General features: G+C 64.7%; 25 protein-coding genes. 11 read left to right on the top strand and 14 right to left on the bottom strand.

Annotation, left to right across the window (positions count from 1 at the left end; genetic code table 11):
• Window positions 1-141: 141 nt before the first annotated feature.
• From HQN78_RS02295 to HQN78_RS02265, 7 genes are all read left to right on the top strand, one after another.
• A complete protein-coding gene (locus HQN78_RS02295; RefSeq protein WP_235087647.1) occupies window positions 142-744 on the top strand; it encodes a hypothetical protein in 603 nt (200 codons plus the stop codon).
• Window positions 745-886: 142 nt separating this feature from the next.
• On the top strand, window positions 887-1,843 hold the full coding sequence (locus tag HQN78_RS02290) for a hypothetical protein (protein WP_156183855.1): 957 nt from the start codon (window positions 887-889) through the stop codon (window positions 1,841-1,843).
• A 410-nt stretch (window positions 1,844-2,253) separates the two neighbouring features.
• On the top strand, window positions 2,254-2,922 hold the full coding sequence (locus tag HQN78_RS02285; RefSeq protein WP_235087645.1) for an endonuclease/exonuclease/phosphatase family protein: 669 nt from the start codon (window positions 2,254-2,256) through the stop codon (window positions 2,920-2,922).
• Window positions 2,923-3,037: 115 nt separating this feature from the next.
• Window positions 3,038-3,595, top strand: a complete 558-nt coding sequence (locus HQN78_RS02280) for a hypothetical protein (RefSeq protein WP_048409977.1) — start codon at window positions 3,038-3,040, stop codon at window positions 3,593-3,595.
• A gap of 214 nt (window positions 3,596-3,809) precedes the next feature.
• Window positions 3,810-4,856, top strand: a complete 1,047-nt coding sequence (tssI, locus tag HQN78_RS02275) for a type VI secretion system tip protein TssI/VgrG (protein WP_255701209.1) — start codon at window positions 3,810-3,812, stop codon at window positions 4,854-4,856.
• Complete coding sequence (locus HQN78_RS25405) at window positions 4,856-5,815, top strand: type VI secretion system Vgr family protein (protein WP_255701208.1); 960 nt, start codon at window positions 4,856-4,858, stop codon at window positions 5,813-5,815. Before tssI ends, HQN78_RS25405 begins: the two co-directional genes overlap by 1 nt.
• A gap of 4 nt (window positions 5,816-5,819) precedes the next feature.
• A complete protein-coding gene (locus HQN78_RS02265; protein ID WP_227104103.1) occupies window positions 5,820-6,347 on the top strand; it encodes a toxin-antitoxin system YwqK family antitoxin in 528 nt (175 codons plus the stop codon).
• Between the two features lie 214 nt (window positions 6,348-6,561).
• On the opposite strand, the gene HQN78_RS02260 is transcribed toward HQN78_RS02265, so the two are convergent.
• Together HQN78_RS02260 and HQN78_RS02255 are read right to left on the bottom strand one after the other, a co-directional pair.
• Window positions 6,562-6,915 (bottom strand): VOC family protein, encoded by a 354-nt coding sequence (locus HQN78_RS02260; protein WP_107799797.1) that lies wholly within the window; start codon window positions 6,913-6,915, stop codon window positions 6,562-6,564.
• A 277-nt stretch (window positions 6,916-7,192) separates the two neighbouring features.
• Entirely contained in the window at window positions 7,193-7,834 is a 642-nt protein-coding gene (locus HQN78_RS02255; RefSeq protein ID WP_235087642.1) for a S24 family peptidase, read from the bottom strand.
• A 376-nt stretch (window positions 7,835-8,210) separates the two neighbouring features.
• On the opposite strand from HQN78_RS02255, the gene HQN78_RS02250 reads away from it, so the two are divergent.
• Window positions 8,211-8,552, top strand: coding sequence for a hypothetical protein (locus HQN78_RS02250; protein WP_107799799.1), 342 nt, complete (start codon window positions 8,211-8,213; stop codon window positions 8,550-8,552).
• A 143-nt stretch (window positions 8,553-8,695) separates the two neighbouring features.
• Here HQN78_RS02250 and HQN78_RS02245 read toward each other — a convergent pair whose 3' ends face one another.
• Both HQN78_RS02245 and HQN78_RS02240 read right to left on the bottom strand, forming a co-directional pair.
• Window positions 8,696-9,658 carry a LysR family transcriptional regulator gene (locus tag HQN78_RS02245; protein WP_235087639.1) on the bottom strand — a complete coding sequence of 321 codons (963 nt, stop codon included), beginning with the start codon at window positions 9,656-9,658 and terminating at the stop codon, window positions 8,696-8,698.
• Window positions 9,659-9,718: 60 nt separating this feature from the next.
• Window positions 9,719-10,807 carry an agmatine/peptidylarginine deiminase gene (locus HQN78_RS02240; RefSeq protein WP_107799810.1) on the bottom strand — a complete coding sequence of 363 codons (1,089 nt, stop codon included), beginning with the start codon at window positions 10,805-10,807 and terminating at the stop codon, window positions 9,719-9,721.
• A gap of 182 nt (window positions 10,808-10,989) precedes the next feature.
• Here HQN78_RS02240 and HQN78_RS02235 point away from each other — a divergent pair, with 182 nt between their 5' ends.
• Window positions 10,990-11,814 carry an ABC transporter substrate-binding protein gene (locus HQN78_RS02235; protein ID WP_235087636.1) on the top strand — a complete coding sequence of 275 codons (825 nt, stop codon included), beginning with the start codon at window positions 10,990-10,992 and terminating at the stop codon, window positions 11,812-11,814.
• A 225-nt stretch (window positions 11,815-12,039) separates the two neighbouring features.
• Here the strand turns inward: HQN78_RS02235 and HQN78_RS02230 are convergent, their stop codons facing one another.
• From HQN78_RS02230 to HQN78_RS02205, 6 genes are all read right to left on the bottom strand, one after another.
• Window positions 12,040-12,540 carry a hypothetical protein gene (locus HQN78_RS02230; RefSeq protein ID WP_235087634.1) on the bottom strand — a complete coding sequence of 167 codons (501 nt, stop codon included), beginning with the start codon at window positions 12,538-12,540 and terminating at the stop codon, window positions 12,040-12,042.
• Between the two features lie 204 nt (window positions 12,541-12,744).
• Window positions 12,745-13,137 carry a DUF4280 domain-containing protein gene (locus HQN78_RS02225; RefSeq protein WP_081545670.1) on the bottom strand — a complete coding sequence of 131 codons (393 nt, stop codon included), beginning with the start codon at window positions 13,135-13,137 and terminating at the stop codon, window positions 12,745-12,747.
• Window positions 13,138-13,197: 60 nt separating this feature from the next.
• Entirely contained in the window at window positions 13,198-14,895 is a 1,698-nt protein-coding gene (locus HQN78_RS02220; RefSeq protein WP_107799813.1) for a putative 2-aminoethylphosphonate ABC transporter permease subunit, read from the bottom strand.
• Window positions 14,889-15,989, bottom strand: coding sequence for a putative 2-aminoethylphosphonate ABC transporter ATP-binding protein (locus HQN78_RS02215; protein WP_227104124.1), 1,101 nt, complete (start codon window positions 15,987-15,989; stop codon window positions 14,889-14,891). The genes HQN78_RS02220 and HQN78_RS02215 overlap by 7 nt, the downstream gene beginning before the upstream one ends.
• 213 nt (window positions 15,990-16,202) lie before the next feature.
• Complete coding sequence (locus HQN78_RS02210) at window positions 16,203-17,225, bottom strand: putative 2-aminoethylphosphonate ABC transporter substrate-binding protein (protein WP_227104125.1); 1,023 nt, start codon at window positions 17,223-17,225, stop codon at window positions 16,203-16,205.
• A 155-nt stretch (window positions 17,226-17,380) separates the two neighbouring features.
• Complete coding sequence (locus tag HQN78_RS02205; RefSeq protein WP_235087632.1) at window positions 17,381-18,061, bottom strand: DAPG hydrolase family protein; 681 nt, start codon at window positions 18,059-18,061, stop codon at window positions 17,381-17,383.
• A 96-nt stretch (window positions 18,062-18,157) separates the two neighbouring features.
• Between HQN78_RS02205 and HQN78_RS02200 the strand changes: the two genes are divergently transcribed.
• Together HQN78_RS02200 and HQN78_RS02195 are read left to right on the top strand one after the other, a co-directional pair.
• The gene (locus HQN78_RS02200) at window positions 18,158-18,805 is read left to right on the top strand and encodes a TetR/AcrR family transcriptional regulator (RefSeq protein WP_227104126.1); all 648 of its coding nucleotides are present in this window, start codon (window positions 18,158-18,160) and stop codon (window positions 18,803-18,805) included.
• A gap of 76 nt (window positions 18,806-18,881) precedes the next feature.
• Window positions 18,882-20,504 carry a diguanylate cyclase domain-containing protein gene (locus HQN78_RS02195; protein ID WP_107799818.1) on the top strand — a complete coding sequence of 541 codons (1,623 nt, stop codon included), beginning with the start codon at window positions 18,882-18,884 and terminating at the stop codon, window positions 20,502-20,504.
• A gap of 62 nt (window positions 20,505-20,566) precedes the next feature.
• Here the strand turns inward: HQN78_RS02195 and HQN78_RS02190 are convergent, their stop codons facing one another.
• The 4 genes from HQN78_RS02190 to phnF form a co-directional block, all read right to left on the bottom strand.
• The gene (locus HQN78_RS02190) at window positions 20,567-20,896 is read right to left on the bottom strand and encodes a hypothetical protein (RefSeq protein WP_107799819.1); all 330 of its coding nucleotides are present in this window, start codon (window positions 20,894-20,896) and stop codon (window positions 20,567-20,569) included.
• Between the two features lie 298 nt (window positions 20,897-21,194).
• Complete coding sequence (phnN, locus tag HQN78_RS02185) at window positions 21,195-21,764, bottom strand: phosphonate metabolism protein/1,5-bisphosphokinase (PRPP-forming) PhnN (protein ID WP_235087630.1); 570 nt, start codon at window positions 21,762-21,764, stop codon at window positions 21,195-21,197.
• The gene (locus tag HQN78_RS02180; protein ID WP_235087628.1) at window positions 21,754-22,446 is read right to left on the bottom strand and encodes a DUF1045 domain-containing protein; all 693 of its coding nucleotides are present in this window, start codon (window positions 22,444-22,446) and stop codon (window positions 21,754-21,756) included. Before HQN78_RS02180 ends, phnN begins: the two co-directional genes overlap by 11 nt.
• Entirely contained in the window at window positions 22,446-23,168 is a 723-nt protein-coding gene (phnF, locus tag HQN78_RS02175) for a phosphonate metabolism transcriptional regulator PhnF (RefSeq protein ID WP_227104129.1), read from the bottom strand. Before phnF ends, HQN78_RS02180 begins: the two co-directional genes overlap by 1 nt.
• Window positions 23,169-23,277: the final 109 nt, after the last annotated feature.

The following is a 23,277-nucleotide window of genomic DNA, read 5'->3' as shown; positions in this document are numbered from 1 at the left end:
ACAGTCACCTCATTTTATTATGCAACAATCCAGGCACATGACTTATATCTCGAAATTCTTCCTTATCTTTACCAGCTGAGAATTCACAAAAGACCCCACATACAGGGAATAGCATAAAAACAACCAACAAGAGGCAAGGAAATGAAAAATGAAAAAATGAAAATATTTATCCCAACAATACCGAATCACCCTTTTTCGCGCATAAAATTTGCCGCCAGCATTGCTTTAGACGAATGCGACAACAAACAAATCAAATGCAAACCCACAAAACCAATAGAAGAAAATAAACTGTCAAAATTACAAAACGATGAAAATGAAAGTGTTTACATAATTGGACACGGGAAAGCCGGGAGTCCCTATTTAAGCATTGAGGGCCATGCTTTCACAGCCGATGCCTTAGTAACACAACTAGAGCAAAACGGCCTTAACAAGGAATATCCAGGAAAAATTAAATTATGGACGTGTGAAAGTGGAACACCTGGCAATAATGGAACCCCTGCATTCGCAGTTCTTGTATTGAAAAGTTTAAGAGAAAAAGGTTTTATAAAGTGCAAAGTTTATGGCTATGCCTGCAAATTAAGAAACAAAAGATTCTCAAAATCAGAACATGAAAACCCTAAAATAAAAGGCACCATTAACGATGGAAACAAATATGGCGTTATTAATGCAGATACTCATGATGAAATGTTAATTAGAGCAAAAGATGCACGACTTGAGTTCTGCTCAGCCGAGCTTATCCAATAAATGGGCTGTGCGCGGCGATACGCCAGCTGCTGGGCGCCACCACAGACCGCCACAGCGTGACGCTTTGGCTGAGTAAATTGGAACTAATTAAACCACACCCGGCAGAGTATCTAGTCATTGAAAGCAAGCACAGGGAGACCACATGATTACCGTAATGACCCTCAGTGGTGGCTCGGGCACCATGTTTTGCAGTTGCAAGAATGGGGACTGCCAAGACCACAGCCTCATTTCCATTACCACTCAAAACCATGAGGTCTATCAGTTTCAATACTCCGCCGGCCATCAAACAATGTATCTCAGAACCGCCAAGGATAAGATCACCCAGTTTTGGACCAACACCAAAGCCGCTCACATCCGGGTCCGGCATGTGATTTACATCCCCAGCAAGAATGAAGTGGCGCACATTCTAAGAAGCACGCCGCCGGAAATCGGCATCCCGCCAACCAGCGCCATCGGCAAGCCGCCGCCAACCCATCAGAGCATGGGTTCGGTAGTGGAGATGAAGCCGCCCACCATGACCATGCGCCGCGGCGATGATGTCTTGATTGACATTGGCGGCAGCCATGGCGATGAAAAGGCCTTCTCGCATAAGCCGCTATTAAAAAAAACGCCGACGGCGCTGGGCTTGGATCAAGACAGAATGATCCAATTCATGAAAGAAAATAATGGAAAAAACCTAGGCAACTGCGCGGAGGTGGTGGCGGCGGTGCTTGAGGCCGGCATCACCGACGCGCGGGATAGGCCGCTGACCACCGGCTGCACGCTGCCCTTATGCGCTTGCATCTGCTGCTGCCATTCGCCTACCTCGGTGAGCAAACTGGCCTTTAACATTCAGAAAAACACCCTGGCGCAACTCAGCGAACAAGGCCTGCTGAGCACGGACTTGCTGGGCTACGCCCCCAATAAAATCTCCCAAGCCGGGAAAAGTCAACGTGACGAATTCGACTTATTCGATATCGACTTTGACTCGCTGTCTTACTACCAGAAAGATGACAATTGCTGTACCTCCCTGATTAAAATCATCTGGGACACTTTATCCATGTGCACCTTCAGCACCTACTCCAGAGCGCATGGCGGGGGCCAAGACAAGCAGCACTAACACCGCAGCATTAATTTGGAAGCTGTTTACCATCTGCTACGCGGTCAAGATCAAAGCGACTTGGCTTGCCAGCCGCACTGGAAACCGCGTATTCGATGCTCCCCAGGTCCCTTCAAGCCTGCCGTCGGGTGGCAGGCCCGAGGTCTTAAGCGGCTGCTTGTTCGAGCACCGCGACGTTAGCGCGGGGCGAGTTCAGCCGCGCCTCGGGCCTGACGGGGCCCGACGGGAAGCCGTAGGCCAGGCTTGCAGGGCGGCCTTTGGGGTGAAGGGGAATTTGGCCGAGCAAATTCCCCTTCCTGCCCGCCGGGCAGCCCCGGCAATGCAAACCATCATCCGCATAGCGGATTCAATGTATTGGGCAATACCTGAAAAGATCGTGAACAGACGTTTAGAGCCGTCAAGGAGCAACGATGCGCGTAGCCAGCTTCAATCTGGAAAAGAACGGCGAATCCTCGCCGCTGGATAAAAAGGCGCAGGTCGAGACCTTCATCCACCAATGCTGCTCCAACGACAGCTGGGACGTTGACGTGGTGTTTCTGTGCGAAGTGCACTCCGCCAGGCTGGACGACTATTACGATTATTTACGCGGCGTGTATCAAAACTATGATGTCCACGCCTTTGCCGGCGGCCACTCCAACGGCTACATCGTGATAACCAGAAAAGGGCCGCATCTCGAAGTTGTCAGCCAGGGGCACTTGAAAGGCCTGAACCGAGACTTGATCGCGGTCGTGGCCCAAGGCGTCAACGGCTACACCGGCCTCTTGTTTCTGGCTCACTTCAAATCCGGCCAGGGCGGGCTGACCAAGAGCCAGCTGCGGGACTGCACCAGCCTGGACGGACACTGGGTGGCCACCGGCGATCTGAACCTGGACTACACCCGAGTAGAGGAACTGGACACCCCCGGCGTGGCCTATGAATGCTGGCAAGGACAGGCCACCCACGCCAAAGGCGGCATCCTGGATTGGGTGCTGGCCTCGGTCGACGTCAAAGTCGCGCCTTTCGACATCAGCGGCTGGGCGGACGCGTTCGACATGAGCGGCCCGGACCATCGCCCCATCGTCTTCGACGTCCTCAGCTGAGCGCCGCTGCCGCGAGACGCCCATGCCCCGCCATCAGCCTGACTGATTATTCGACAAAGCAATACTAAGCCCACCTTTGAGGAGCATAGCGATGAGTCTAAGGTTGAGATTTGAATTGCTGAAGAGCCTGGTGAATGTCACATCGATAGAAGGCGACGGCAAGTTTCCCGGCAATGCCAACAGCAGCTGCACCGGTCAGGTGCTGACCTGGTTTCGCGCCTTGAGCGGCAACTTGAAAAGCGGCACCGGCCTTAGCGAATCGCTATTAAGCCCTCAGCAACAGGCCACCCAATTGCATTTTGAACAGCTGAATAACGGCAACACCAGAATACTGGCGTCGATAGCGGAGAAAACCGTCAATATGCGCGGGCAAAACTCCGCGGAAAACATAAAAGACAAAACCCCATGGTCAGGCAAATACAAGCTCTACATCATCGCCAGTTCCAAAGGCAGCGGCCATGCGTTGGGCGTCTACTTTCCCTGGACGGGCAGAGTCCAGTTTTACGACCCCAACCTGCTAGTGTGCGAGATGAAGAAAGACGACGACATTTACCCTTTATTATCGCAATGGGTCAGGATGTACGACGGGCTGGACGCGCCGGACTCGATATGGGGGCACGAAGACCTGTACGTCATTCCCGAATCCAAATTAAAAACCACCTATATCGTATGACGCGGCAATCGCAAGCATCGATGCGCGCCAGCCCCCGAACCGAGGGCAGAGGGAAAGTGCACATGAAACACCGCGCCCCATTCACCGCCTCAAGCCGGCCTGGCCAGCGGCAAGCCGCCCTATTGGCCGTCTTGCCGCCGGAGACGCCCAGGCAGGAGAAGAGTCAATCCCGCCGCGCCGCTCATGCTCTATTTCCCAATATTTGAGAACCGTCATGCCCCGCCCCTCCGATAAAACCACCCCGCTCTCGCTCAGCGCCCCCGCGCTGAAAGAGTTGTACCCGGACAGCCTGTCCGGCGACGAGGCGCTGAACGCGCTGGGCAGCTTCACCTTGGCCGGCTTCAGCGACAGCGCGCTGACGCTGGACAAGGCGGTGGCTTCCCACCTGACGCTGAGCCTGCGCCGCGACGACAAGACCCGGCCGCTAGACGGCCTGTGCGCGGCGATACGCCAATTGCCGGGCGACGCCACCGCGGACCGTTACAGCGTGACGCTGCGGCCCTGGCTGTGGTGGCTGAGCCTGGCCGGCAACAACCGCATCTTCCAGAACCAGAGCGTGCCGGACATCGTAAAAGCGGTATTCGCCGGCCACGGCTTCAGCGACTACCAACTGAAGCTGGATGCGACTTATCCCAAGCGCGAATACTGCGTGCAGTTTGGCGAGAGCGATCTCAATTTTGTGATGCGGCTGCTGGAAGACGCCGGCATCTTCTGGTTCTTCACCCACGCCGACGGCAAGCACACCCTGGTGCTGGCGGACGGCAACAGCCATTTCCCGGACTGCCCCAATAACGCCAAAATCCCCTATCTGGGCCAGGACCTGGGCGGGCGCGAGCTGGAAGGCGTGCGCAGCGCCGGCATCAGCCGCCAGGCGGTGGCCGGCGGCTACCGCGCCGGCGATTACGAATTCACCACCGCCAGCGCCTCGCTGTACGCGCAGGCGCTGGCCAAATCCGATCTGCCCAATCTCTACCAATACCCGGGCGGCTACGCCAAGAAGGCGGACGGCGACGCGCTGGCCAAGCAGCGCAGCGACGGCCTGCGCGCCGAGGAGGTGGAGCTGGTGGGCGACAGCGACTGCCGCAGGCTGATTCCCGGCCACTGCTTCACCCTGAGCGGCCACCCGGACCCGGCCTGCAATATCGCCTGGGTAATCACCCGCGTCAGCCACGAAGCCGGCCAGCAGCATTACCGCAACCGCTTCGCCGCCATCCCCAAGGCCACCCCTACCGCCCGCCGCGGCTCACTCCCAAGCCGGTGATGCACCCGCAGGTGGCCAAGGTGGTGGGCAAGGCCGGCGAGGAGATCTGGACCGATAAATACGGCCGCGTCAAAGTGCAATTCCCCTGGGACCGCGACGGCAAGGACGACGAATCCAGCTCCTGCTGGCTGCGGGTGATGCAGCCGTGGAGCGGCAAGGGCTTTGGCATGCAGTTCATCCCGCGCATCGGCCAGGAGGTGATTGTCAGCTTCATCGACGGCGACCCGGACAAGCCGCTGGTCAGCGGCTGCGTCTACAACGGCGACAACGCGCTGCCTTACGAACTGCCGGCCAAGCAGGCCCAATCCGGCCTCAAGACCAACTCGACCAAGGGCGGCGGCGGTTTCAACGAATTGCGCTTCGACGACAGCAAGGACAAGGAAGAAGTGTTCTTCCAGGCGCAAAAGGACTACACGGTGAAAGTGCTCAACGACGCGGCCGCCGACGTGGGCCACGACGAAACCCTGGTGGTGAAGAACGAGCGCAAGCGCAGCGTCACCGAGGGCAACGACAGCCTCAGCGTGGACAAGGGCAACCGCACCGTGGAAGTGAAAACCGGCAATGAAACCCTCAACGTCAAGGGCAAACGCACGGTCAAGGTGGAGGGCGACCAGAGCCACAGCACCGGCGGCAATCACGAGCACAAGGTCAGCGGCAACTACACGCTGACCGTGGACGGCAACCTCACCATCAAGGTCAGCGGCACCCTCACCCTGCAAAGCGGCGGCGCCTTCACCGCCAAGAGCGACGCCGCCTACACCGCCCAGGCCGGCACCAGCCTGACCAACAAGGCCGGCACCGGGCTCACCAACCAGGCGGGCACCGAACTGACCAATAAAGCCGGCACCACCCTGACCAACGACGCCGGGGTGTCGCTGACCAACAAGGCCAGCGCCAGCCAGACCGTGGACGGCGGCGGCATGCTCACCCTCAAGGGCGGGCTGATCCAGCAGAACTGACGCGATGGCGGAACCGATAGACCTCCAGCAAGACCAGCAGCGCTTCGTCGGCCAGCTGGCCGACGGCAAGCTGCAAGGCCCGGCGCGCATCGACCAGGCCGGCGCGCCGCTGGCGCGCTTCCACTACCAGGACGGCCAGTTGCACGGCCCGGCCACCCTGCTGCACCCCGGCGGCCAGCCCTCGGCCCAGCTGCATTACCAGCGCGGCCAGCTGCACGGCGCGGCGCAGTACTGGTCGCCGGAGGGCGCGCTGCAACGCCAGGCCCATTACCGCCACGGCCTGCCGCACGGCGAAACCCGCACCCTGTTTCCCAACGGCCAGGCGGCGGAGCTGGCGGTCTACCGCAACGGCCTCAAGCACGGCCTGCAACAGCGCTACCACCCCAACGGCGCGCTGGCGGAACGGCAGAATTTTGTCGAGGGCAAACCGCTGGGGCCGCCGGAACGCTTCGCCGACGACGGCCGGCCGCTGAACGCGGACGGCAAGCCGATGGCGCGCTGGCGCTGGTGGTGGAGAAAGATGATGGGGTGAGCGCGGGGCCTAAGAACCTGTTTACGATCTGCTGCGCGTCGGCGGGATGGATAGAAATGGCGTTGAAACCAAGCTCAAAATGCTCATGTACCACGTGTACATTCCGCTTTTTCGCTCGTTTTCGCCTTGTCTCGCTCTTGCTCGCAAGATCGTAAACACGTTCTAAGAGCGGCTAATATTGTCAGTTTCACGTCTTTCGCCAATCAAGACGGCTCTACATTTCTTGAACGAACATCACCGTGTTTCCAGCGGGATCGCTGACTTGCGCAAGCTTTATGAATCCTAGGTCCTGTGTTTCGCTAGCGGTAACACCAGCGTCTTGGCAAACGGCCCTCTGTGTTTCGATATCGTGGACACCGCATACCACGGATGATTTACCCGCAAGGCTAGGGTCAGGAGCCAGCGAAACTTGAATCCAAGCATTTTCCGCCAGCTGCCATTCGGCGACGCCCTCATAAGGTGTGATATCTGGCTTGCGCCCAAGCCATTTGGCGTACCATTCAACGGCTCCGTCGAAATCATTCACGTGAAGAACGGAAACTACACTCGTAAAATTGTTATTCGACATTTCCTTATTCTCCTTATCAAATTAAAACATCCGTTTTTGAACTGGCAGGCTCATATTACGAATTGCAGTGCGTGAAGTGCTGCGTAGATACACAGGAAAACGCGCTCCGGGTCCCTTCAAGCCTGCCGACGGGTGACAGGCCCGAGGTGTTAGCGAGGCGGAAACTTCGCTACGCTCGGTCTTGGGCAGCCCCGGCAATCAAGACCGTCATCCGCGCAGCGGATTCAAGGCTTTGAACAAGACTTCCCGTCAGCAAAGACCATGAACAGGCGAGCGCCTACACCTGCCGCCCCAGCCACACCACCCGTCCCAACACCGAGAAATCCGCCGGCGGCGCGGCCAGGTCCACCTCGAACGGCGGATAAGCCTCATTGGCGCTGGACAGCCCCAGCTTGCCGCCCGGCAGCCGCTGCGCCCGGCGCACCACCACCTCGCCGTTCAGCTCCAGCGCGTACAAGCCGCTGCCCGGCTGCGTCTCCGCCCGGTTGACCAGGGCCAGATCGCCGTCGTTCAACACCCCGGCCATCGCGTCGCCGGCCACCGCCACCACCGCCAGCTGCTCGGCCGGCAGCTTGAGCCGGGACGCCAGCCAGCCCTGCGCCAGCGGCAAGGCCGCGCCGGCGCCGTAACACGGCACCTCCACATGCGCGCCCTGCGGCGCATAGCGCTCCGCCGTCTCGCCGGTCCGCGGACCGGCCTCGCCCGGCAAGGCCTCGCCCTCGCCGAACAACAGCCAATCCGCCCGCACGCCGGTCAAACGCGAAAACTTGGCCACCAGCACGGCGGACGGCTGGCGCGCGCCGCCTTCGTAGTTTTGCAGCGACACCAGCGAGATGCCCAGTTTCTGCGCGGTGACGTCGCGCGCTTCTTTCAGCACCGTATCGCGGATAAACCTCAGTCGTTTGCCAAGAGATTCCACTGCCCACCCCCTCAGATTCAACAACGGACCCAGCTGATAGACGGAAAAACAACATTCGCGGTCCATGCAATGCATTGACTTTATTGAATATCTTTATTTTCCCGCATGACGGACCACGCTCGCATTTGCAATAAACCTCAATCGTGGTCAGATGTTCCATGCCGATGACAAGAAGCGGCCGACGCCGTCAAGGCTGAGCCGGCCCAGGCCCGGCGGCCATCCGCCAGGCCGCGCTTGCGTCAAGGCCAAACCAGGCGCCGACACGATTCGTGCATTCTAAGCCCGCCCTCTGGAAAGCGCGAATCCGGCCGGTCCAGCCCCGGCCGGCGCGCCGGCGGCAAGCCGGCCGCGCCGCTGGCCCCCTTTAGGAGCAGCCATGCCGATACGCACCCTCCTCGCCCGATTCGCCAAGCCGCCGCCGGCCAAGCCGCTCGCCCGCCTGATCAAGACCGTGCAGCAATTGCACGCGCAGCGCGCCGACAACCCCGCCCTCGCCGCCATCGATCTCGAGCTCGCCTATCTGTCCCGCTGCTGCGAGCATTACGACGACATCGCGGACGAGCTGCGCCAGTGCTGCGAGGCGCTGAGCGCGCTGCTGCTGATGCTGCGCCACACCGAAAACGCGCAACTGCGCGGCAAGGCGCTATGGGCCTTGCTGGAGCCGCTGCAGCAACGTTTGCAGCTGGCGGCGGCCAAGCTGGAGGCGGTGACCTCCTGAGCGGCGGCGTGACCGTCGCGCCAGCCAGCGCGAGACTAGCGCTTGCGGCCGAGACGGCGGCCAGCGCAAACGGCGCCCATGCGTTTTAGAAGCCGCGCTCGCCGCGCCGCGTTTCACGAATAGCGGCAGACTGTGAACAGGTTCTAAAGCGGCGCCGACTCGCCGCCGCCCTCTTCCCGCAGCCAATCAAACAGATTCGCCATCGCCTCGCTGCGCAGCGCGTCGCGCGGCCGAGACAACCACCATTGCGCGCCGGGCCGGCGCGGGTAGCCGGCCAGCTCGCGCAGCCTGCCTTCGGCCAGCGCCTCCTCCAAGGCCGGCGATGGCAGACAGGCGATGCCGTGGCCGCGCAGGGCCGCGTCCAGCGCCAGCTGCGGCGCGTCGTAAACGGCGGCGACGCCGAAACGCGGCGACAAGGCCCGCACCGCGGCCTCCGCCTCCTCCGGCATGCGCGTCTTTTCCAGGCAGATCAAACGCGCCAGCTGCGGATGGCGCTCGGCCGGCAACGCCGCCAGCTGTTCCGCCAAGGCCGGCGCGGCGACGAAACGCCAGTCCTCGCGCAGCCAGGCCGCGTCCTCCCAGCCGGCCGTCGCCATCGGCTGCCGGCCGATGACGATGTCCACGTCGATCTCATCGGCCTGGCCCGGCTCCTCGTCCATGGACAACAAGGGCACGATGTCAGGATGGGCGGCGCGCAGCCGGTCCAAGCGTCCCTGCAGCCAGCCGTGCAGTAAAAAAGCCGGCCCCACCAGCACCACCAGGCCCGGGTCCGTGTAGACCGCGATGCGGTCCAGCCCGCGCCGCAGCGTGTCCAGCGCGCGCCGCACGCTTTGTTGCAGCATTTCGCCGGCAAAGGTCAGTTCGATGCCGCGGCCCACTCGCTGGAACAAAGGCTGGCCGACAAAGGCCTCCAGCTGTTGAATCTGATGACTGACCGCGGACTGCGACAGATGCAGCGCCTCGGCGGCGCGGGAAACGCTGCCCAGGCGCGCGGCGGCTTCGAAGCCGGTCAGCAGCCGCAGCGAGGGCAGGCGGCCAAGCGCGCCCGTCGCCGGGTCTTCCCGCTCGGCCGCCTGCGGCCCGCCGCTGTTATCGCCTCTCTCCATCCGAATATGTCCTCCTGATTTCCGGCCGGCGCGGACGCGCAGCGGGCTGTGAACGCATGCTCAAGCCGGTTGCTGCTGGGTCGCGCAATGAATGCCCCCGCCGCCTGCGGCGATGCCGTCGATGTTCAACTGCACCACCTCGCGTTGCGGGAAGAGCTCGCGCAAGGCCGCGCCCGCGTTGCGGTCCGCCTTGGCGTCGCCGAACTCCGGCGCGATCACCGCCCCGTTGCAGACGTAGAAATTGATGTAGCCGGCCGCCATCTCGTGGCCCTCGTACTCCGGCCTCACCCGCTCCGGCCCCGGCAAGACCACCACCTCCAACTTGCGGCCGCGCGCGTCCCGCGCCTGGCGCAGCAGGCTCAGATGACGGCGCGTCACCTGGTAATCGTAAGACTGCGGGTCCGTCTCCAGGCCGGCCACCACCACGCCGGGGCGGGCGAAACGGGCGTAAAAATCGGTATGGCCGTCGGTGATGTCGCGGCCGGCGATGCCGGGCAGCCAGATCACCTTGTCCACGCCCAGCAGCCGGCGCAGTTCGCGCTCGCACTGCGCCTTGCTCAGGCCCGGGTTGCGATTGGGGTTGAGCACGCAGCTTTCAGTGATGATGGCGGTGCCCTCGCCGTCCACCTCGATGCCGCCGCCCTCCAGCACCAGCGAGGTCCGCACGACCGGCGCGCCGCTCTTGGCCGCCACCGCGGCCGCCACCTTGGCGTCCCTACGGTGCGCCTGCTTGCCGCCCCAGCCGTTGAAGTTGAAATCCACCGCCGCCGCCCCGCCCTTGCCCTTGACGAAGATCGGGCCGCTGTCGCGTATCCACAGATCGTCCAGCGGCTGCTCCACCAGTTCCACCTTGGGGCCGCACAGCTTGGCCGCCAGCGCCATGTCCTCGGCGCGCGTCAGCATGCGCACCGGCTCGTGGGCGGCGATGGCCTGGGCCACTCGCGCCAGATCCCGCCGCACCACCGGCAGCAAACTCGTGCCCCACACCTCCAGGCTGGGACCGAAGGCCATCCAGGTGGCGGCGTGGCCCTCGCCCTCGTCCGGCATGCGGTAGCCGGCCGCGTTCGGCTCCGCGCTCCAAGCGCGGGCAGCCATCATGCCGCCCGCCGTCAACAGGCTTGCGCCCAGGAATTGTCGTCTAGTGCTCATCGCCGTGTCTCCAAGGCCGGTTTCCAGCCACATGGCCGTGCTTGGCATTGTGCAAGCGGACATGCATTTGAAAAAGCGATGAATTTAGCGGAAACCTATCTATTTCTATCATGTATTTGCCGCCGCCGCGCGCCGGCGGGAAGAATGACATAAGCTGAAGACGGAATACAGGAGGGGCCGGCATGCGTCTCGCGCTTTGCATCATCATCGCCGTCATCGCGGCCCAGGCCCGCCTGGCCCTGGCGCAGGATCCGGAACTGGTGATGGGCTACCGCACCAATGAACGGCGTCCCTATATCGACGACGACAACGACGAAGGCATCTATAAAACCCTGTACAGCCGCGCCTGCCAAAAAATCGGCTGCACGCTGAAAGTGGTGCGCCTGCCAAAGAAGCGCGTGCTGCAAGCGCTGGCGCAGGGCGAGGTGGACTTCTATCCCGGCTACACCTACAACGCGGAGCGCGAGCCCATCGCCCTGTTCCTGCCCAACGGCCTGCGCGAGCGCCATGTCGTCATTACCCGCGCCAGCCACCCCGCGGTACGCGGCTACGCCGATCTGGACAATGGCGTGGAGCTGCGCAGCCTGGGCAACCCGGACCTGATTCCCCTGCCGTGGCAAGCGCGCATCAAGGTGCTGCAAGTGCCGGAAATGGATGTGGAGCGCGCCTTTCGCCTGATCAGCGCCGGCAAGGCGGATTTCTACATCTACGACGAACTGACGCTGCGCTTCTACTGGGAGCGGCTGCGGCCGGCCGGACTGACGCTGCACCCGTCGCTGGAGCCCTGGCAAGCCATGCATATGGGTTTTTCCAAACACTCCCGCTTTTACCGCGCGCAGCCCAATCCGGATTACCGCGCCGACCAGCCCTTAAACCCGGACAACTACCCGCTGCGGCTGGACCCGGCCTCGCTGGCCGGCAGACTGACGGCCGCCTTGCAGGCGATGAAGCAATCCGGCGAAACCGAACGCATCGTCGAACACTTTCTCCAGACGCCGGCCCGGTAAATGGAAAGCCACCGGCTCCCGCCCCCATAAACAAAACCCCTGACGCCGCCGTACGGCGCGTCAGGGGTCCCTGCGGCAGACTTTAAGAATCTGTTTACGATCTCGCGAGCAAGGGCGAGACAAGACGGAAACGAGTGAGAAAGCGGAATGTACAGGTGGTACATGAGCATTTCAAAACCATTTTCAACGACGTATCGCCGACGCGCAGCAGATCGTAAGCAGGTTCTAAGGCGTGACCCGCATATAGGGCGTGGTGCTCAACGTCGCGCTGATGGAGCAGCCGCCGGACAGCTGGGCCGCGTCCAGGCCGATCACGGTTTCACTGCCGTTGTCGGCAACGCTGCCGACTACCTTGGTGGGCCCGCACAGGCCGCCGGCGATCGGCGATTTCACGTTCACCGCCACATTGTCCAAGGTCAGCTGGGTGGCGGTGTCCACATGGCCGGTCCACGGCGAGGCGAGCGAGGCGGAGGGCTTGATCACCTTGCACAGCGCGCCGCCGCTGAACGAGGCGCTGGTGATGGCCACATTGCCGTAGCCGTCCACGGTGCCGCTGAACACCGCCTTGCAGTCCAGATCGATGCCGAACTTGCCCACCTTGGCCGGCCCCACCGCGGAAAACGGCATAGGCGCGCCGCCGGGACCGGGCGGAGTGATGGTGACGGCGAAGGCGGAAGCGGCGGCCAGGCTGAGTGCGGCGACGGCGAGACGATGGGAAAAGCTCATGACGGCTCCTTGCTTGAGAAGGTTGATTCATGCCGATCGGCAAGAAGCCAATAAATTATTATGCCAATTAAATTGAACGTTTGATTTTCATCAAGCCGCCGCCCGTCGGCCGCCTGACCTATAGACGGAGGCACAAGCGTCAGCTGTCATAGCGCGCGGGAGCATTGAGGGTGTCCGCGAAGCGCGGCAGCCTTGAACAGGCTCTCAGGGAATCATCACCGTGAACTGGCCGGGGGCGTTGATCTTGATCACCCCGCCCCAGTTGCACATCAGCATGCTGTTGCTGTCCAGCGCCGGCATATTGCCTATCAGCACCGTGGGCGCGCCCGGCGTCCACGGCGCGGCGGTGACCGGGATGCAGGGCATGGGCGTCAGCACGCCCATGGCGGCGGCGGTGGCGGCCGCCACCATCGGGTTGGCCGGGCTTTGGCACATGCCGAAGGGCATGACGTTGAGCATGGGCACGTTGTCCATGATGTTGGCGGCCGGCACGCCGCCGGCCATCACCCGGTTGGCGGGCAACACCACCAGGCTGCTGGGGGCGACGCCGAAGCTGCATTGCAGCATCGCGCCCATGCACACTTGCGGACATCCCATGCGCGTCTCCTCACTCCGGCGGGCCAAGACATGACATCGTCACGCCAAAGCAAACCGCAGTCAAGCGCGGCCGCGCCAGCCCTGGCCGCGTCGGCACAAGAGCCGTTCCAGCCCCAGCAGCAAGAGCGAAACCGCGGCCGAACTCAAGGCGATCAGCGTGGCCATCGCCGCCGCCGCCGCGGTGTCGCCGGCGTCGTCCATGGTGACGATGGCCACCGCGGCCAGGCTGTTGTCCGGACTGGCGATGAAGATCAACGCCGACAGCGTGGTCATCGCGGACACGAAGAGATAGCGCATCACATCCAACAGCGCCGGCAGGCACACCGGCAAGCTCACCCGCCGCAGCGTCACCCAGAACGGCACTTTGAGCGAGGCGGCCACCGCTTCGAACTCCCCGTCCAGCTGCTTGAGCGCGGTGCTCATGGTCAGGTGGCCGGTGGTGTAGAAGTGGGCGATGGTGCAGGCGGCCATCAGCGTCATGCCGCCGTAAAGCGCATGCAGCGGATTGTCCGGATGGTTGAAGAAGAACACATAGCCCAGGCCCAGCACCAGGCCGGGCACCGCCATCGGCAGCATGGCGAAGAAGCGCAGCAGCGCGCGGCCCAGCGGCGCGGCCGGCAGCTTCTCGCAGGCGTAAGCGCCGGCGAACACCAGCAGGCTGCCCGCGCCGGCGGTGAGGCAGGCCAGCTTCAGGCTGTTGAAATAGGCGCTCCAGCCGCCGCCGTCCACGCTGTCGAACTGATAATGCGCCAGCGTCAGGCTCAAGTCGTAAGGCCAGTATTTGATGAAGGAGGCGGCGACGCCGACGCCCAGCAAGGCCAGCAGCGGCAGCGAGATCGCCGCCAGCAACAGCCAGGCGGCCAGGTCGCGGCCCGGCGACGGCCCCGGCGAAAACGGCACCGCGCGCGCGCCGAGCGCCGCCTGCTGGCGACGCGCCATCCGCCGCTCGATGAAGAAGGAAAACACCGCCGGCAACAGCAGCATCAGGCCCACCACCGCGCCGCGCGGGAAGTTCTGCTGCCCCACCACCTGCTTGAAGGCTTCCACCGCCAGCACGTTGTAGTCCCCGCCCACGATCTTGGGCACGCCGAAGTCGGTGATCACCAGGGTGAACACCACCAGGCCCGCCGAGACCAGACCGTAGCGCGCGCCCGGCAGGGTGATGGTGAGAAAGCGACGCAAGGCGCCGGCGCCCAGCGCGCGGCCGGCCTCGTACAAGCGCGCGTCCGACGCCGACAGCGCGGTCAGCAGGATCAGCAGCGCATGCGGAAAGGTATAGAAGGCTTCGCCCAAAACCATGCCCCAAAAGCCGTAGACGCTGCCGCCGGCCAGCCAGGATTTGAGCAGGCCCTGGTTGCCGAACAAATACACCAGCGAGATGGCCGGCATCAAGGACGGCGCCAACAGCGGCGACAAGGCGATCTGACGAAATACGCCGCGGCCCCAGACGCGGCTGCGGCTCAAGCCCCAGGCAAAGGCGAAGGCCAGCGGCAGCACCAGGGCGGTGACGGTCAGCGCCAGCCACAAGCTGTGGCGGGCGGCGCGCATCAGGCCCGGGCTGTCCAGCACCTGGACGAAGTTGGCCAGGCCGACGAAGCCCCCGTCCATGTCCAATACCGATTTGCCGAAGATGAACAGCAGCGGCAGACCCAGCGCCAAGGCCAGCAAGGCCGTCAGCGTCCATACCAACGCGGCGGCGACGCGGCGCTCTCCGTCGGCCGGCGCCGCGCGCCGGCCTGGCAAGGCGCGGCTCAGCATGCGCCCTCTCCGGCATAGGCGCGCAGCAGCGCGGCCGGCAATTCCACCGGCACCACCTCGCCCGGCGTCAGCGGCTGGCGTTGCAGCATGGACGGGCAGATTTCAGCGTGCAGCAGTTGGCCGGGCATGCCTTCCGGCTGCAGGCGCAGCCGGGTCATCGCGCCGCCGAAGCTGATGTCGGCCACCCTCGCCAGCAAGGTGTTGGGCGCGCCGTCCCAGCGCGCCTTGACGATGATGTCTTCCGGCCGCAGGAACAGGGTCAGCGCCTCGGCCTGCGGCAAGGGCGCGTCCAGCCGCAGCAGGCAGTTGCCGACGGCGGCGCCGTGGGCGTCCCGCCGCCGCGCCGGCAACCAGTTGGCGGCGCCGACGAATTCGGCGACGAAGCGGCTGGCCGGCCGGCGGTAGATTTCGGCCGGCGTGCCGATCTGCTCGATGCGGCCGGCGTTCATCACCACCACCCGGTCGGCGATGGCCAGCGCCTCGGCCTGATCGTGGGTCACCATCAGCGTGGTGACGCCCAGCCGTTTTTGCAGGCCCTTGAGTTCGTCGCGCAGCTTGTCGCGCACTCGCGCGTCCAGCGCGGACAGCGGTTCGTCCAGCAGCAGCAGGCCGGGCGAGGTGGCCAGCGCCCGCGCCAGCGCCACGCGCTGCTGCTGGCCGCCGGACAACTGGGCCGGGTATTTATCCTCGGCGCCGGGCAGGCCCGCCAGGTCCAGGAGTTCGCGCACGCGGCGGGCGTGGCGCGCGCCGCCGCCGCGCGGCTTGAGGCCGTAGGCGATATTGTCGGCGACGCTGAGATTGGGGAACAGCGCGTAGCTCTGGAACACGATGCCGTAGTCGCGGCGCGCCGGCGGCTCATCGGTGATGTCGCGCTCCAGCAAATGGACGCTGCCGGCGTCCGGCCGTTCCAGCCCGGCGATCAGCCGCAGCAAGGTGGTCTTGCCGCAGCCCGACGGGCCCAGCAGACAGACGAATTCGCCTTTGCGGATGGACAGCGATACGCCGTCCAAAGCGGTAAAGCCGCCAAAACGGCGGCTGAGGCCGCGGACGGACAGGTGTTCGGACAAGCCGTCCAGGCTATCGGCCGGTTTCATGCGCAACTCCAGGGTGTCTTAGAACCTGTTTACGATCTCGCGAGCAAGGGCGAGACAAGGCGTTGCGGCTGAAAAAGCGGAGCGCACACACGGTATATGAGCATTTTGAAGACGCACTCACCGTGTAACGCTCCACGACGCGCAGCAGATCGTAAACAGGTTTTTAAAAAGAAACGACGCCGCCCGGCGGGCGGCGCAATGACGGAAGCCGGCTCAGCTCTTGGGTTCGGCCTTGCTTTCGTAGCGGCGCGACCATTCGCGCAGGATGGCCTCGCGCTGCTTGGCGGCCCAGGCGAAATTGTTCTTGCTCAGACGCTGGGCGTAATCGGCGGGGATGAAGGGATTGGGCTTGGCCACGCCGGGCATGGCCAGCACCGCGTAGTTCTTTTCATACAGGCGCATCGCCGGCAGGCTGACCGAGAAATCCGCCAGCTTCTGCGCGGCGGCCAGCTTCTTGCTGCCCTTGATGATGGCGGTGGCTTCCAGATCCCAGCCCAGGCCCTCCTTCGGGTAGATCAGGTCGATGGGCGCGCCCTTCTCCTTGAGCTGAGCGCCGCGGTATTCGAAGGAGATGCCTATCGGGTACTCGCCGGCGGCGGCCATCTTGCACGGCTTGGAGCCGGAGTGGACGTACTGGGCCATATTGGCGTGCAGCTTGTCCATATAATCCCAGCCCTTTTTCTCGCCCATCATCTGCAGCCAGGCGGACACGTCCAGATAACCGGTGCCGGAGGACGCCGGATGCGGCATCACGATCTGGCCTTTATAGACCGGCTTGGCGAGGTCGGCCCAGCTCTCGGGCTTGGGCAGGTTTTTCTTGGCGGCTTCCACGGTGTTGAAACAGAGGGCGGCGGCCCACACGTCCATGCCGGTCCACTTGGGCGGCTTGGCCTTGTCGACGAATTCCGGGCTCAGCTTTTCCACGCCCTTGGGCGCGTAAGGCTGCAGCATGCCCTGCTGGTCCAGAATCATCAGGCTGGTGGCGGCCAGGCCCCATACCGCGTCGGCTTGCGGATTGTTTTTCTCGGACAACAGCTTGGCGGTGATGATGCCGGTGGATTCGCGCACGAAACGGATTTCGATGTCCGGGTTGGCCTTCTCGAAAGCCTCTTTGTATTCCTTGACCTGGTCCGCCTCCAGCGCGGTGTACACGGTCAGGGTGGTGGCGGCCTGCGCCAGCGGGGCCGTCAGGCCGGACAGGGCCAGGCCGGCGGCCAGGACAATCAGCTGTTTCATCGACATCGCTCCAATGGGTTTAGACGTATAGACCTCATGGTCCATGCGCCGTCCGTCAATCAGCCGCCACCTTACGACGCGCCGATGACAGCGCGGTGACGGCCGGGTGAAGCTTGTCTTGCGCGGCTGGATGTCCTGCCCGCCGGCGCGGCGGCCTACCAGGCCAGCGGCCCTTTCTCGCCGTTGGCGTGCTCGCCGTAATACAGCGACGGCAAGAACCGCGCCAGGCAGCTGAACTCGTTGTAGCAATGGCGCATCAGCTCCAGGCCCAGGCGTTCCGGCACCGGTTCGCCGCTGCCGTCGGCCGCGCCCAGCAAGAAGCGGCTGCGCAGCACCGCGCCGTGGGCGGTGTCCCGCGTCAGGTGCACCATCTCGCCGTCCAGCGGGTCGCCGTCGGCGCTGAGCCGCGGTTCGTTGCCGAAAGCGATGCGCGCGCACACCGCGGCCGAGGCCTCGCCGCGCGCCAGCGCCGCGCTCAAGCGGCCGGCGCCGAAGAAGGTTTCCGGCGGGTGGAACTTCAACACCGCCGCCACCGGCGGAATCTCGCCCAGCGCCTCCACCGCGCGCACGGTGGAGCCGATATAGCCGCGGCCGGCGCGGCGGCGGCCGTCCCACCCGCGCAGCTCCACATGGTCGTGCGGATGCCACCAGCGGATATGCCGGGTGGAATCGAAGAAGGTGAACCACCAGTCGAACATGCGGCCGGCGCAGTCGGGCATTTCGGTGCGCGCGGCCACCAGCAAGCGGCCGTCGTCCAGACGGCGCACGCCGGTTTCCAGCATCAGCGGGCCGGGCTGCAACAGCTCATCGTAAGATGTTTCATAGTGAGAATTCACAGTACACTCCTTGGCTTGAAGATCAGCGCGGCACGACGCCGGCGCTGGTTAATTAAGAAACGCATTGCGTTTCCATATTGAGGAAACCTTACCCCGATGTCAAGCCAGGATCAGGCCTCGCCGCGCGCGCGCGGCCGCCCCGCCGCGCCGGAACACGCTTTGAAGCAACAGGTGCTGGACGCCGCCACCGAACTCTTGCTGAGCCAGGGCTACCAGGCCGCCACCATGGCGGCGGTGGCGCAGCGGGCCGGGGTGGCCAAGAAAACGGTGTACCGCTTCGCCGACAACAGCGAGCAGTTGCTGGGCGCGGTCATCCACGGCTGGACCGACGCCTTCGTCGCGCCGATGAGCGAGCCGCTGACGGAGGCCGCCGCGCTGCCGCAGGCCTTGGAAGCGCTGCTGAACACCGTGGCGGCCAAGGTGCTCACGCGCGAGGCGGTGGGATTGTTCCGCCTGCTGATAGGAGACTTTCCCGGCCGGGAACAGGCGCTGGCGCAGTACGCCGAGCACGGCGTGCAGCGCTGCGCCGCGCTCTTGGCCGGCTGGCTGGAACGCCAGGCGGAACAGGGCTTGATCCGCTGCCCGCAGCCGGCGCAAACCGCCGAACTGCTGCTGGCGATGACGATAGCGGAGCCGCTGCGCCGGATGGCGCTGGGCCTGACGCCGCCGCTGCCGGAGCACGAGCCCGGCGAGCGCATCCGCGCCGCGGTGGCGCTGTGTTGCGCCGGCCTGCTGCCGCGCTGAGCCGCCCCGCCGGGCCCGGGCATACAAGGCCCGAAACCTTGACTAAACTGTCTTGAAGACAACCTTATTTGCGACCATGAGCCTGCGCCGCGTCCTTGATAGCATCGTTACCCGCTTGCTGCTGCTGGCGCTGGGCATCGTGGTGGCCGGCGCGGTGGCGCGCTACTACGCGCTCAGCCAGTTTCTGCGCGAGGATTTGAGCAAGGTGGTGCAGAACCAGCAGATGGCGCTGGCCAGCTACGTCGCCCGCGACGTGGACTTCAAGATCCAGCAGCGCCAGGCCCTGCTTCAGCGGCTGGCCGCCAGCCTGCCCCAGGAGCTGCTGCAACGCCCGGCGGAACTGCAAGCCTGGCTGCGCCTGCATTGCGACTTCCAATGCCCGTTCTCGCAAGGCCTGTACGTGGTGACGCCGGACGGGCGCGCCATCGCCGACTATCCGTCCATGCCCGGCCGCGTGGGCCGGGACTATTCCGACCGGGACTATATCCGCGTCGCCCTGTCCAGCCCGCCCAATCTGGACCGCGTCGTCATCGGCCGCCCGCTTATCGGCCGCATCAGCAAAAAACCGGTGCTGCCGATGGCGGCGGCGCTGCCCTGGCGCGACGGCCGCCCGCAAGGCGCGCTGGCCGGCATTACCGCGCTGGCCGCGCCGGGCTTCATGGACTTGCTGCTGGCCTCCCACATCGGCGGGCCCAATAGCGGCTTTTTGCTGATCTCGCCGCAGGACAAGATCTTCGTCGCCTCCTCCCAGCCGGACATGGTGCTCAAACCCACGCCGCCGGCGGGGATCAATCCCTTGCACGACCGGGCGATGACGGGGTTTCGCGGCGTGGGCATCACCGTCAACGCCCAGGGGCGCGAGGAAGTCTCCGCCATCGCCTCGGTGCCCAGCACCGGCTGGTTCGTGGTGGCGCGCCTGCCCAGCAGCGAGGCCTTCGCCACCGTGGGACGGGCGCAAGCCTTTTTGCTGAAAAACGCGGTGATCGCCGTGCTGGTGTTCGCCCTGGCCGCGGGCGCGGGCCTGTATCTGCTGTTCCGTCCGCTGTTCCGCGCCGCCAGCCACGCGGACCGCATGACCCGCGGCGAACTGCCGCTGGAACCGCTGCCGGTCAAGCGCAACGACGAGGTGGGCTATCTGCTGGCCGCCTTCAACCGGCTGCTGAGCAAGCTGGACCAGCATCAGGCGGAACTGGCGCGCATGGCCCATCACGACACCCTGACCGGCCTGCCCAACCGCGCCTTGCTGGCCGACCGCCTGACCATGGCGCTGGCGCGCGCGCAGCGCAATGCAAGCCGGCTGGGCTTGTTGTTTCTGGATCTGGACGGCTTCAAGCAGATCAACGACGGCTACGGCCACAAGGCCGGCGACAAAGTGTTGTGGCAGGCGGCGCAGCGCCTGGGCGGCATCGTGCGCCAGACCGACACCCTGGCGCGCATCGGCGGCGACGAGTTCGTGCTGTTGATCGGCGATCTGGGCGAGGACGCGGAGGAAGCGGCCCGCATCGTGGCGGCCAAATGCATAGAGACGATGCAAACGCCTTTCGACATCGGCGGCGAACAACGCCAGCTGGGCATTTCCGTCGGCATCGCGCTGGGCAACGGCGACAGCAGCGCGGACAGCCTGCTGCAGGCGGCGGACCAGGCGATGTACCGGGCCAAGAAGTCCGGCCGCAGCGGCTGCGAAAGCGTCACGCTGTAAAACCCGTTTACGATCCCGCAAGCCGTCCGGCGGCCCTGCCAGGCCGCCGTGACTGCCGCTGTCTATACGATTTCGGGGATGGGCTCGATATAAGCCACCCGCTCGTTATTGTGCAGCACTTCCACCGCCGTGTACTTGGGCGCGCCCGGCGGCAGCACCCTGTCGTAGTGGGCGTGCGCCACCGCCAACACCTGCGGCCACATGCCGGGCTTTTGCACCAGGTGCAAGTCCAGCATCAGGATGGCCGGGTTGATGCCTTGCGGCTCGCGCATGCACAGCAGCGCCTCCACGCCGGGGTTGGCCACCACCACGTCGCCTGCCACATGCAAGCTCTTGGGGTGACCCGGCATCACGTTCAGCCAGGCATGCCAGTTTCTCGATTGCAAAGCCATATCCATTCTCCTGCCAACGGCGGGACGACCATTGCATGCGCACCGCTCAGAACCTGTTTACGATCTGCTGCGCGTCGGCGATACAGCGTTGAAAACCACTTCGAAATGCTCATGTACCACCTGTACATTCCGCTTTCTCAGCGGTTTTCGCCTTGTCTCGCCTTAGCTCGCGAAATCGTAAACACGTTCTCCGGCGTCCCGCCAGCCGGAGACGGCGCGCGGCTCGCCGCCACGCGGCCGGCGAACTGCCCCGGTTATAGCAAGCGGCGGCGGCTTCGCCGGCGCGGTTTTCCAGGCATTAAGGACAGTCCGCCTCCCTGCCCCGCGTCAGCAGCCGCAGCAGCCGCTCGCCGGCCTCGGCCAGTTCGCCGTCGTTGCGCAGCACCGCCGCGTCCGGCGGCGGCGTCAGCGCGGCGGCCTCCTCCAGCCGCAGGGCGACGCGCTCGGCCGATTCCCGGCCGCGGCCGGCCAGCCGCGCCGCCAGCGCCGCCGGGCTGGCGACGACCCACACCGGCCGCAGGCCGGGAAAACGCCGCGCCGCCAGCGGCAGCGCCGAGCGCGAGCCGTTGACCACCACGTCCAGCCCCTGTTCCAGCCACAGCGCCACTTCCATGCCCAGGCCATAGGCCAGACCATGCCGCCGCCAGCTCAGGGCGAAGCAGCCGCTGCGCTCGCGCTGTTCAAACTCCTCCCGGCTCAAGGCCACGTGGTTCTCGCCGCCGGCGTCGGCCGGCCGGGTGATGTAGCGGTGGGCGAACACCAGCCGGCCGGAGGCCGGCAGCCGCGCCCGCGCATAAGCCAGCAGGCTGTCCTTGCCGGCGCCGGACGGGCCGATCACATACCACAGCGCGCCGGGCTCAGGCTTCATAGCGCGCCACCTGACCGTCAAAGCCGCAATGCGCGAGGTAGCGGAAAGCCTCGCCCGCCGCCGGCTCGACAAACACCGCCACGCCGTCCACCCGCGCGCGGGAAAAAGCGGAGAAATGCCGGCGCGCCGCCTGTTCCAGCGCCCGCCCCGTCGCGCTGTCCAGCCTCAGCCGGCCGCTCAGCGTCAGGTGAAAGCGGTAGTGTTCGAACACATAGGGATAGCCCCAGCGCAAGCTTAGCTGCTCCTGGCGCGGGTCCAGCCCGGCGCGCGTTTTCCGCGGCGATTCGCGATCGGCCAAGGGCTCCAGTTCCACCACGCAGGCGGCGGCCAGCTCGGCCAGCTCCGGCGGCGGCGCCGGCGGCCGCAGCGCCAGAAAATCCGCCAGCCAGGCCACCTCCAGCACCAGCTCGAAGGGCTGGAAGCGTTGCGCCAAGGCCGCGGTCCGCGCCAGCAGCGCCGCCTCGTCCGCGCCGGCGCGCAAGGCGAACGGCGCTTTCAGCGTGGCGTGCCATCCGTAACGGGCCGGCGCCGCGGTCAGCTCCGCCCAGACTTCGGCGTCCAGGCCCGGCGCGTGCGGCGGCAACACTTGCAGGCCGCTGTGCGCGTCCTGGCCCAGCCAGCCGCTGCCGGCGCGCCAGAAGGCGCTGTCCGGCCGCGGCGCGTAATACAGCGCGTAACGCATCAGGCCTCCTCCATCACCAGTTGCACCAGATCGCCGTTGAAACAGGTGATCCCGTATTGCACCGGCCGCCCCTGCGGGTCCACGTTCAAGGACTTCACATGCAGCACCGGCCGGTTCTTGGGCAGCCCCAGATAGTCCACCGTCTCGCTGTCCGGCAGCCGCGCGCTGACGCGGGTGAAGCGCCGGGTGTAATCGTCTACGCCGAAATGCGCCAGCGCGCGCGTCACCGAGCGCTCGCGCCGGTAAATCTCCGGCAGGCCGGGAAAGCGCGCCGCCGGAAAGAACAAGATCGCCCAGTCCACCACCCGCAACGCCACCCGGCTCAGGGTCTTGATCCGCAGCAGCGGCTCGCCCACCGCCACTTGCAGCAAATCGGCCAGTTCGGCGTTGGCCGGCACCGTGTCGCTGGCCAGGACGTCGATGTCCGAGTTCAGGTTCTGGCTGGCCATGTTCTGGGAAAAACGGGTGCGCTTGCTGATCGCGTAGTCGATCGCATTGTCCTGGACGAAGGTGCCGCGCCCCTGTTCCACCCGCAGCAGGCCCCGCTCCACCAGCGTGGCCACCGCACGCCGTATGGTGTGGCGGTTGACGCGAAAGCGCTGGGCCAGTTGCAGCTCGGTGGCCAATTGCTCGCCGGCGCGGATCGCGCCGCTGGCGATCTCCTCGGCCAGGCTGTTTTCTATCTGCCGCCAGACGGCGACCCCGGAACCGCGTTCAATCATCGTTCACGCCCTCTCGTTCCCATGGCTGCCAAGGTCTAGCCCCGCCACCCAATCGTCACAAAACCTTCATCGCCGCATGCTGTTTGCGCCTTATCGCCGGCCATTATCA

Source organism: Chromobacterium sp. Beijing, assembly GCF_021496765.1.
Lineage (GTDB): Bacteria > Pseudomonadota > Gammaproteobacteria > Burkholderiales > Chromobacteriaceae > Chromobacterium.
This window is presented reverse-complemented; position numbering and strand designations above follow the sequence as displayed.

Bases quoted from the DNA above. Each gene is read 5' to 3' on its own strand.
- HQN78_RS02295 (WP_235087647.1), top strand. From the start codon at position 142: ATGAAAAATGAAAAAATGAAAATATTTATCCCAACAATACCGAATCAC.
- HQN78_RS02290 (WP_156183855.1), top strand. From the start codon at position 887: ATGATTACCGTAATGACCCTCAGTGGTGGCTCGGGCACCATGTTTTGC.
- HQN78_RS02285 (WP_235087645.1), top strand. From the start codon at position 2,254: ATGCGCGTAGCCAGCTTCAATCTGGAAAAGAACGGCGAATCCTCGCCG.
- tssI (WP_255701209.1), top strand. From the start codon at position 3,810: ATGCCCCGCCCCTCCGATAAAACCACCCCGCTCTCGCTCAGCGCCCCC.
- HQN78_RS25405 (WP_255701208.1), top strand. From the start codon at position 4,856: ATGCACCCGCAGGTGGCCAAGGTGGTGGGCAAGGCCGGCGAGGAGATC.
- HQN78_RS02265 (WP_227104103.1), top strand. From the start codon at position 5,820: ATGGCGGAACCGATAGACCTCCAGCAAGACCAGCAGCGCTTCGTCGGC.
- HQN78_RS02260 (WP_107799797.1), bottom strand. From the start codon at position 6,915: ATGTCGAATAACAATTTTACGAGTGTAGTTTCCGTTCTTCACGTGAAT.
- HQN78_RS02250 (WP_107799799.1), top strand. From the start codon at position 8,211: ATGCCGATACGCACCCTCCTCGCCCGATTCGCCAAGCCGCCGCCGGCC.
- HQN78_RS02245 (WP_235087639.1), bottom strand. From the start codon at position 9,658: ATGGAGAGAGGCGATAACAGCGGCGGGCCGCAGGCGGCCGAGCGGGAA.
- HQN78_RS02240 (WP_107799810.1), bottom strand. From the start codon at position 10,807: ATGAGCACTAGACGACAATTCCTGGGCGCAAGCCTGTTGACGGCGGGC.
- HQN78_RS02235 (WP_235087636.1), top strand. From the start codon at position 10,990: ATGCGTCTCGCGCTTTGCATCATCATCGCCGTCATCGCGGCCCAGGCC.
- HQN78_RS02230 (WP_235087634.1), bottom strand. From the start codon at position 12,540: ATGAGCTTTTCCCATCGTCTCGCCGTCGCCGCACTCAGCCTGGCCGCC.
- HQN78_RS02225 (WP_081545670.1), bottom strand. From the start codon at position 13,137: ATGGGATGTCCGCAAGTGTGCATGGGCGCGATGCTGCAATGCAGCTTC.
- HQN78_RS02220 (WP_107799813.1), bottom strand. From the start codon at position 14,895: ATGCTGAGCCGCGCCTTGCCAGGCCGGCGCGCGGCGCCGGCCGACGGA.
- HQN78_RS02215 (WP_227104124.1), bottom strand. From the start codon at position 15,989: ATGAAACCGGCCGATAGCCTGGACGGCTTGTCCGAACACCTGTCCGTC.
- HQN78_RS02210 (WP_227104125.1), bottom strand. From the start codon at position 17,225: ATGAAACAGCTGATTGTCCTGGCCGCCGGCCTGGCCCTGTCCGGCCTG.
- HQN78_RS02200 (WP_227104126.1), top strand. From the start codon at position 18,158: ATGTCAAGCCAGGATCAGGCCTCGCCGCGCGCGCGCGGCCGCCCCGCC.
- HQN78_RS02195 (WP_107799818.1), top strand. From the start codon at position 18,882: ATGAGCCTGCGCCGCGTCCTTGATAGCATCGTTACCCGCTTGCTGCTG.
- HQN78_RS02190 (WP_107799819.1), bottom strand. From the start codon at position 20,896: ATGGCTTTGCAATCGAGAAACTGGCATGCCTGGCTGAACGTGATGCCG.
- phnN (WP_235087630.1), bottom strand. From the start codon at position 21,764: ATGAAGCCTGAGCCCGGCGCGCTGTGGTATGTGATCGGCCCGTCCGGC.
- HQN78_RS02180 (WP_235087628.1), bottom strand. From the start codon at position 22,446: ATGCGTTACGCGCTGTATTACGCGCCGCGGCCGGACAGCGCCTTCTGG.
- phnF (WP_227104129.1), bottom strand. From the start codon at position 23,168: ATGATTGAACGCGGTTCCGGGGTCGCCGTCTGGCGGCAGATAGAAAAC.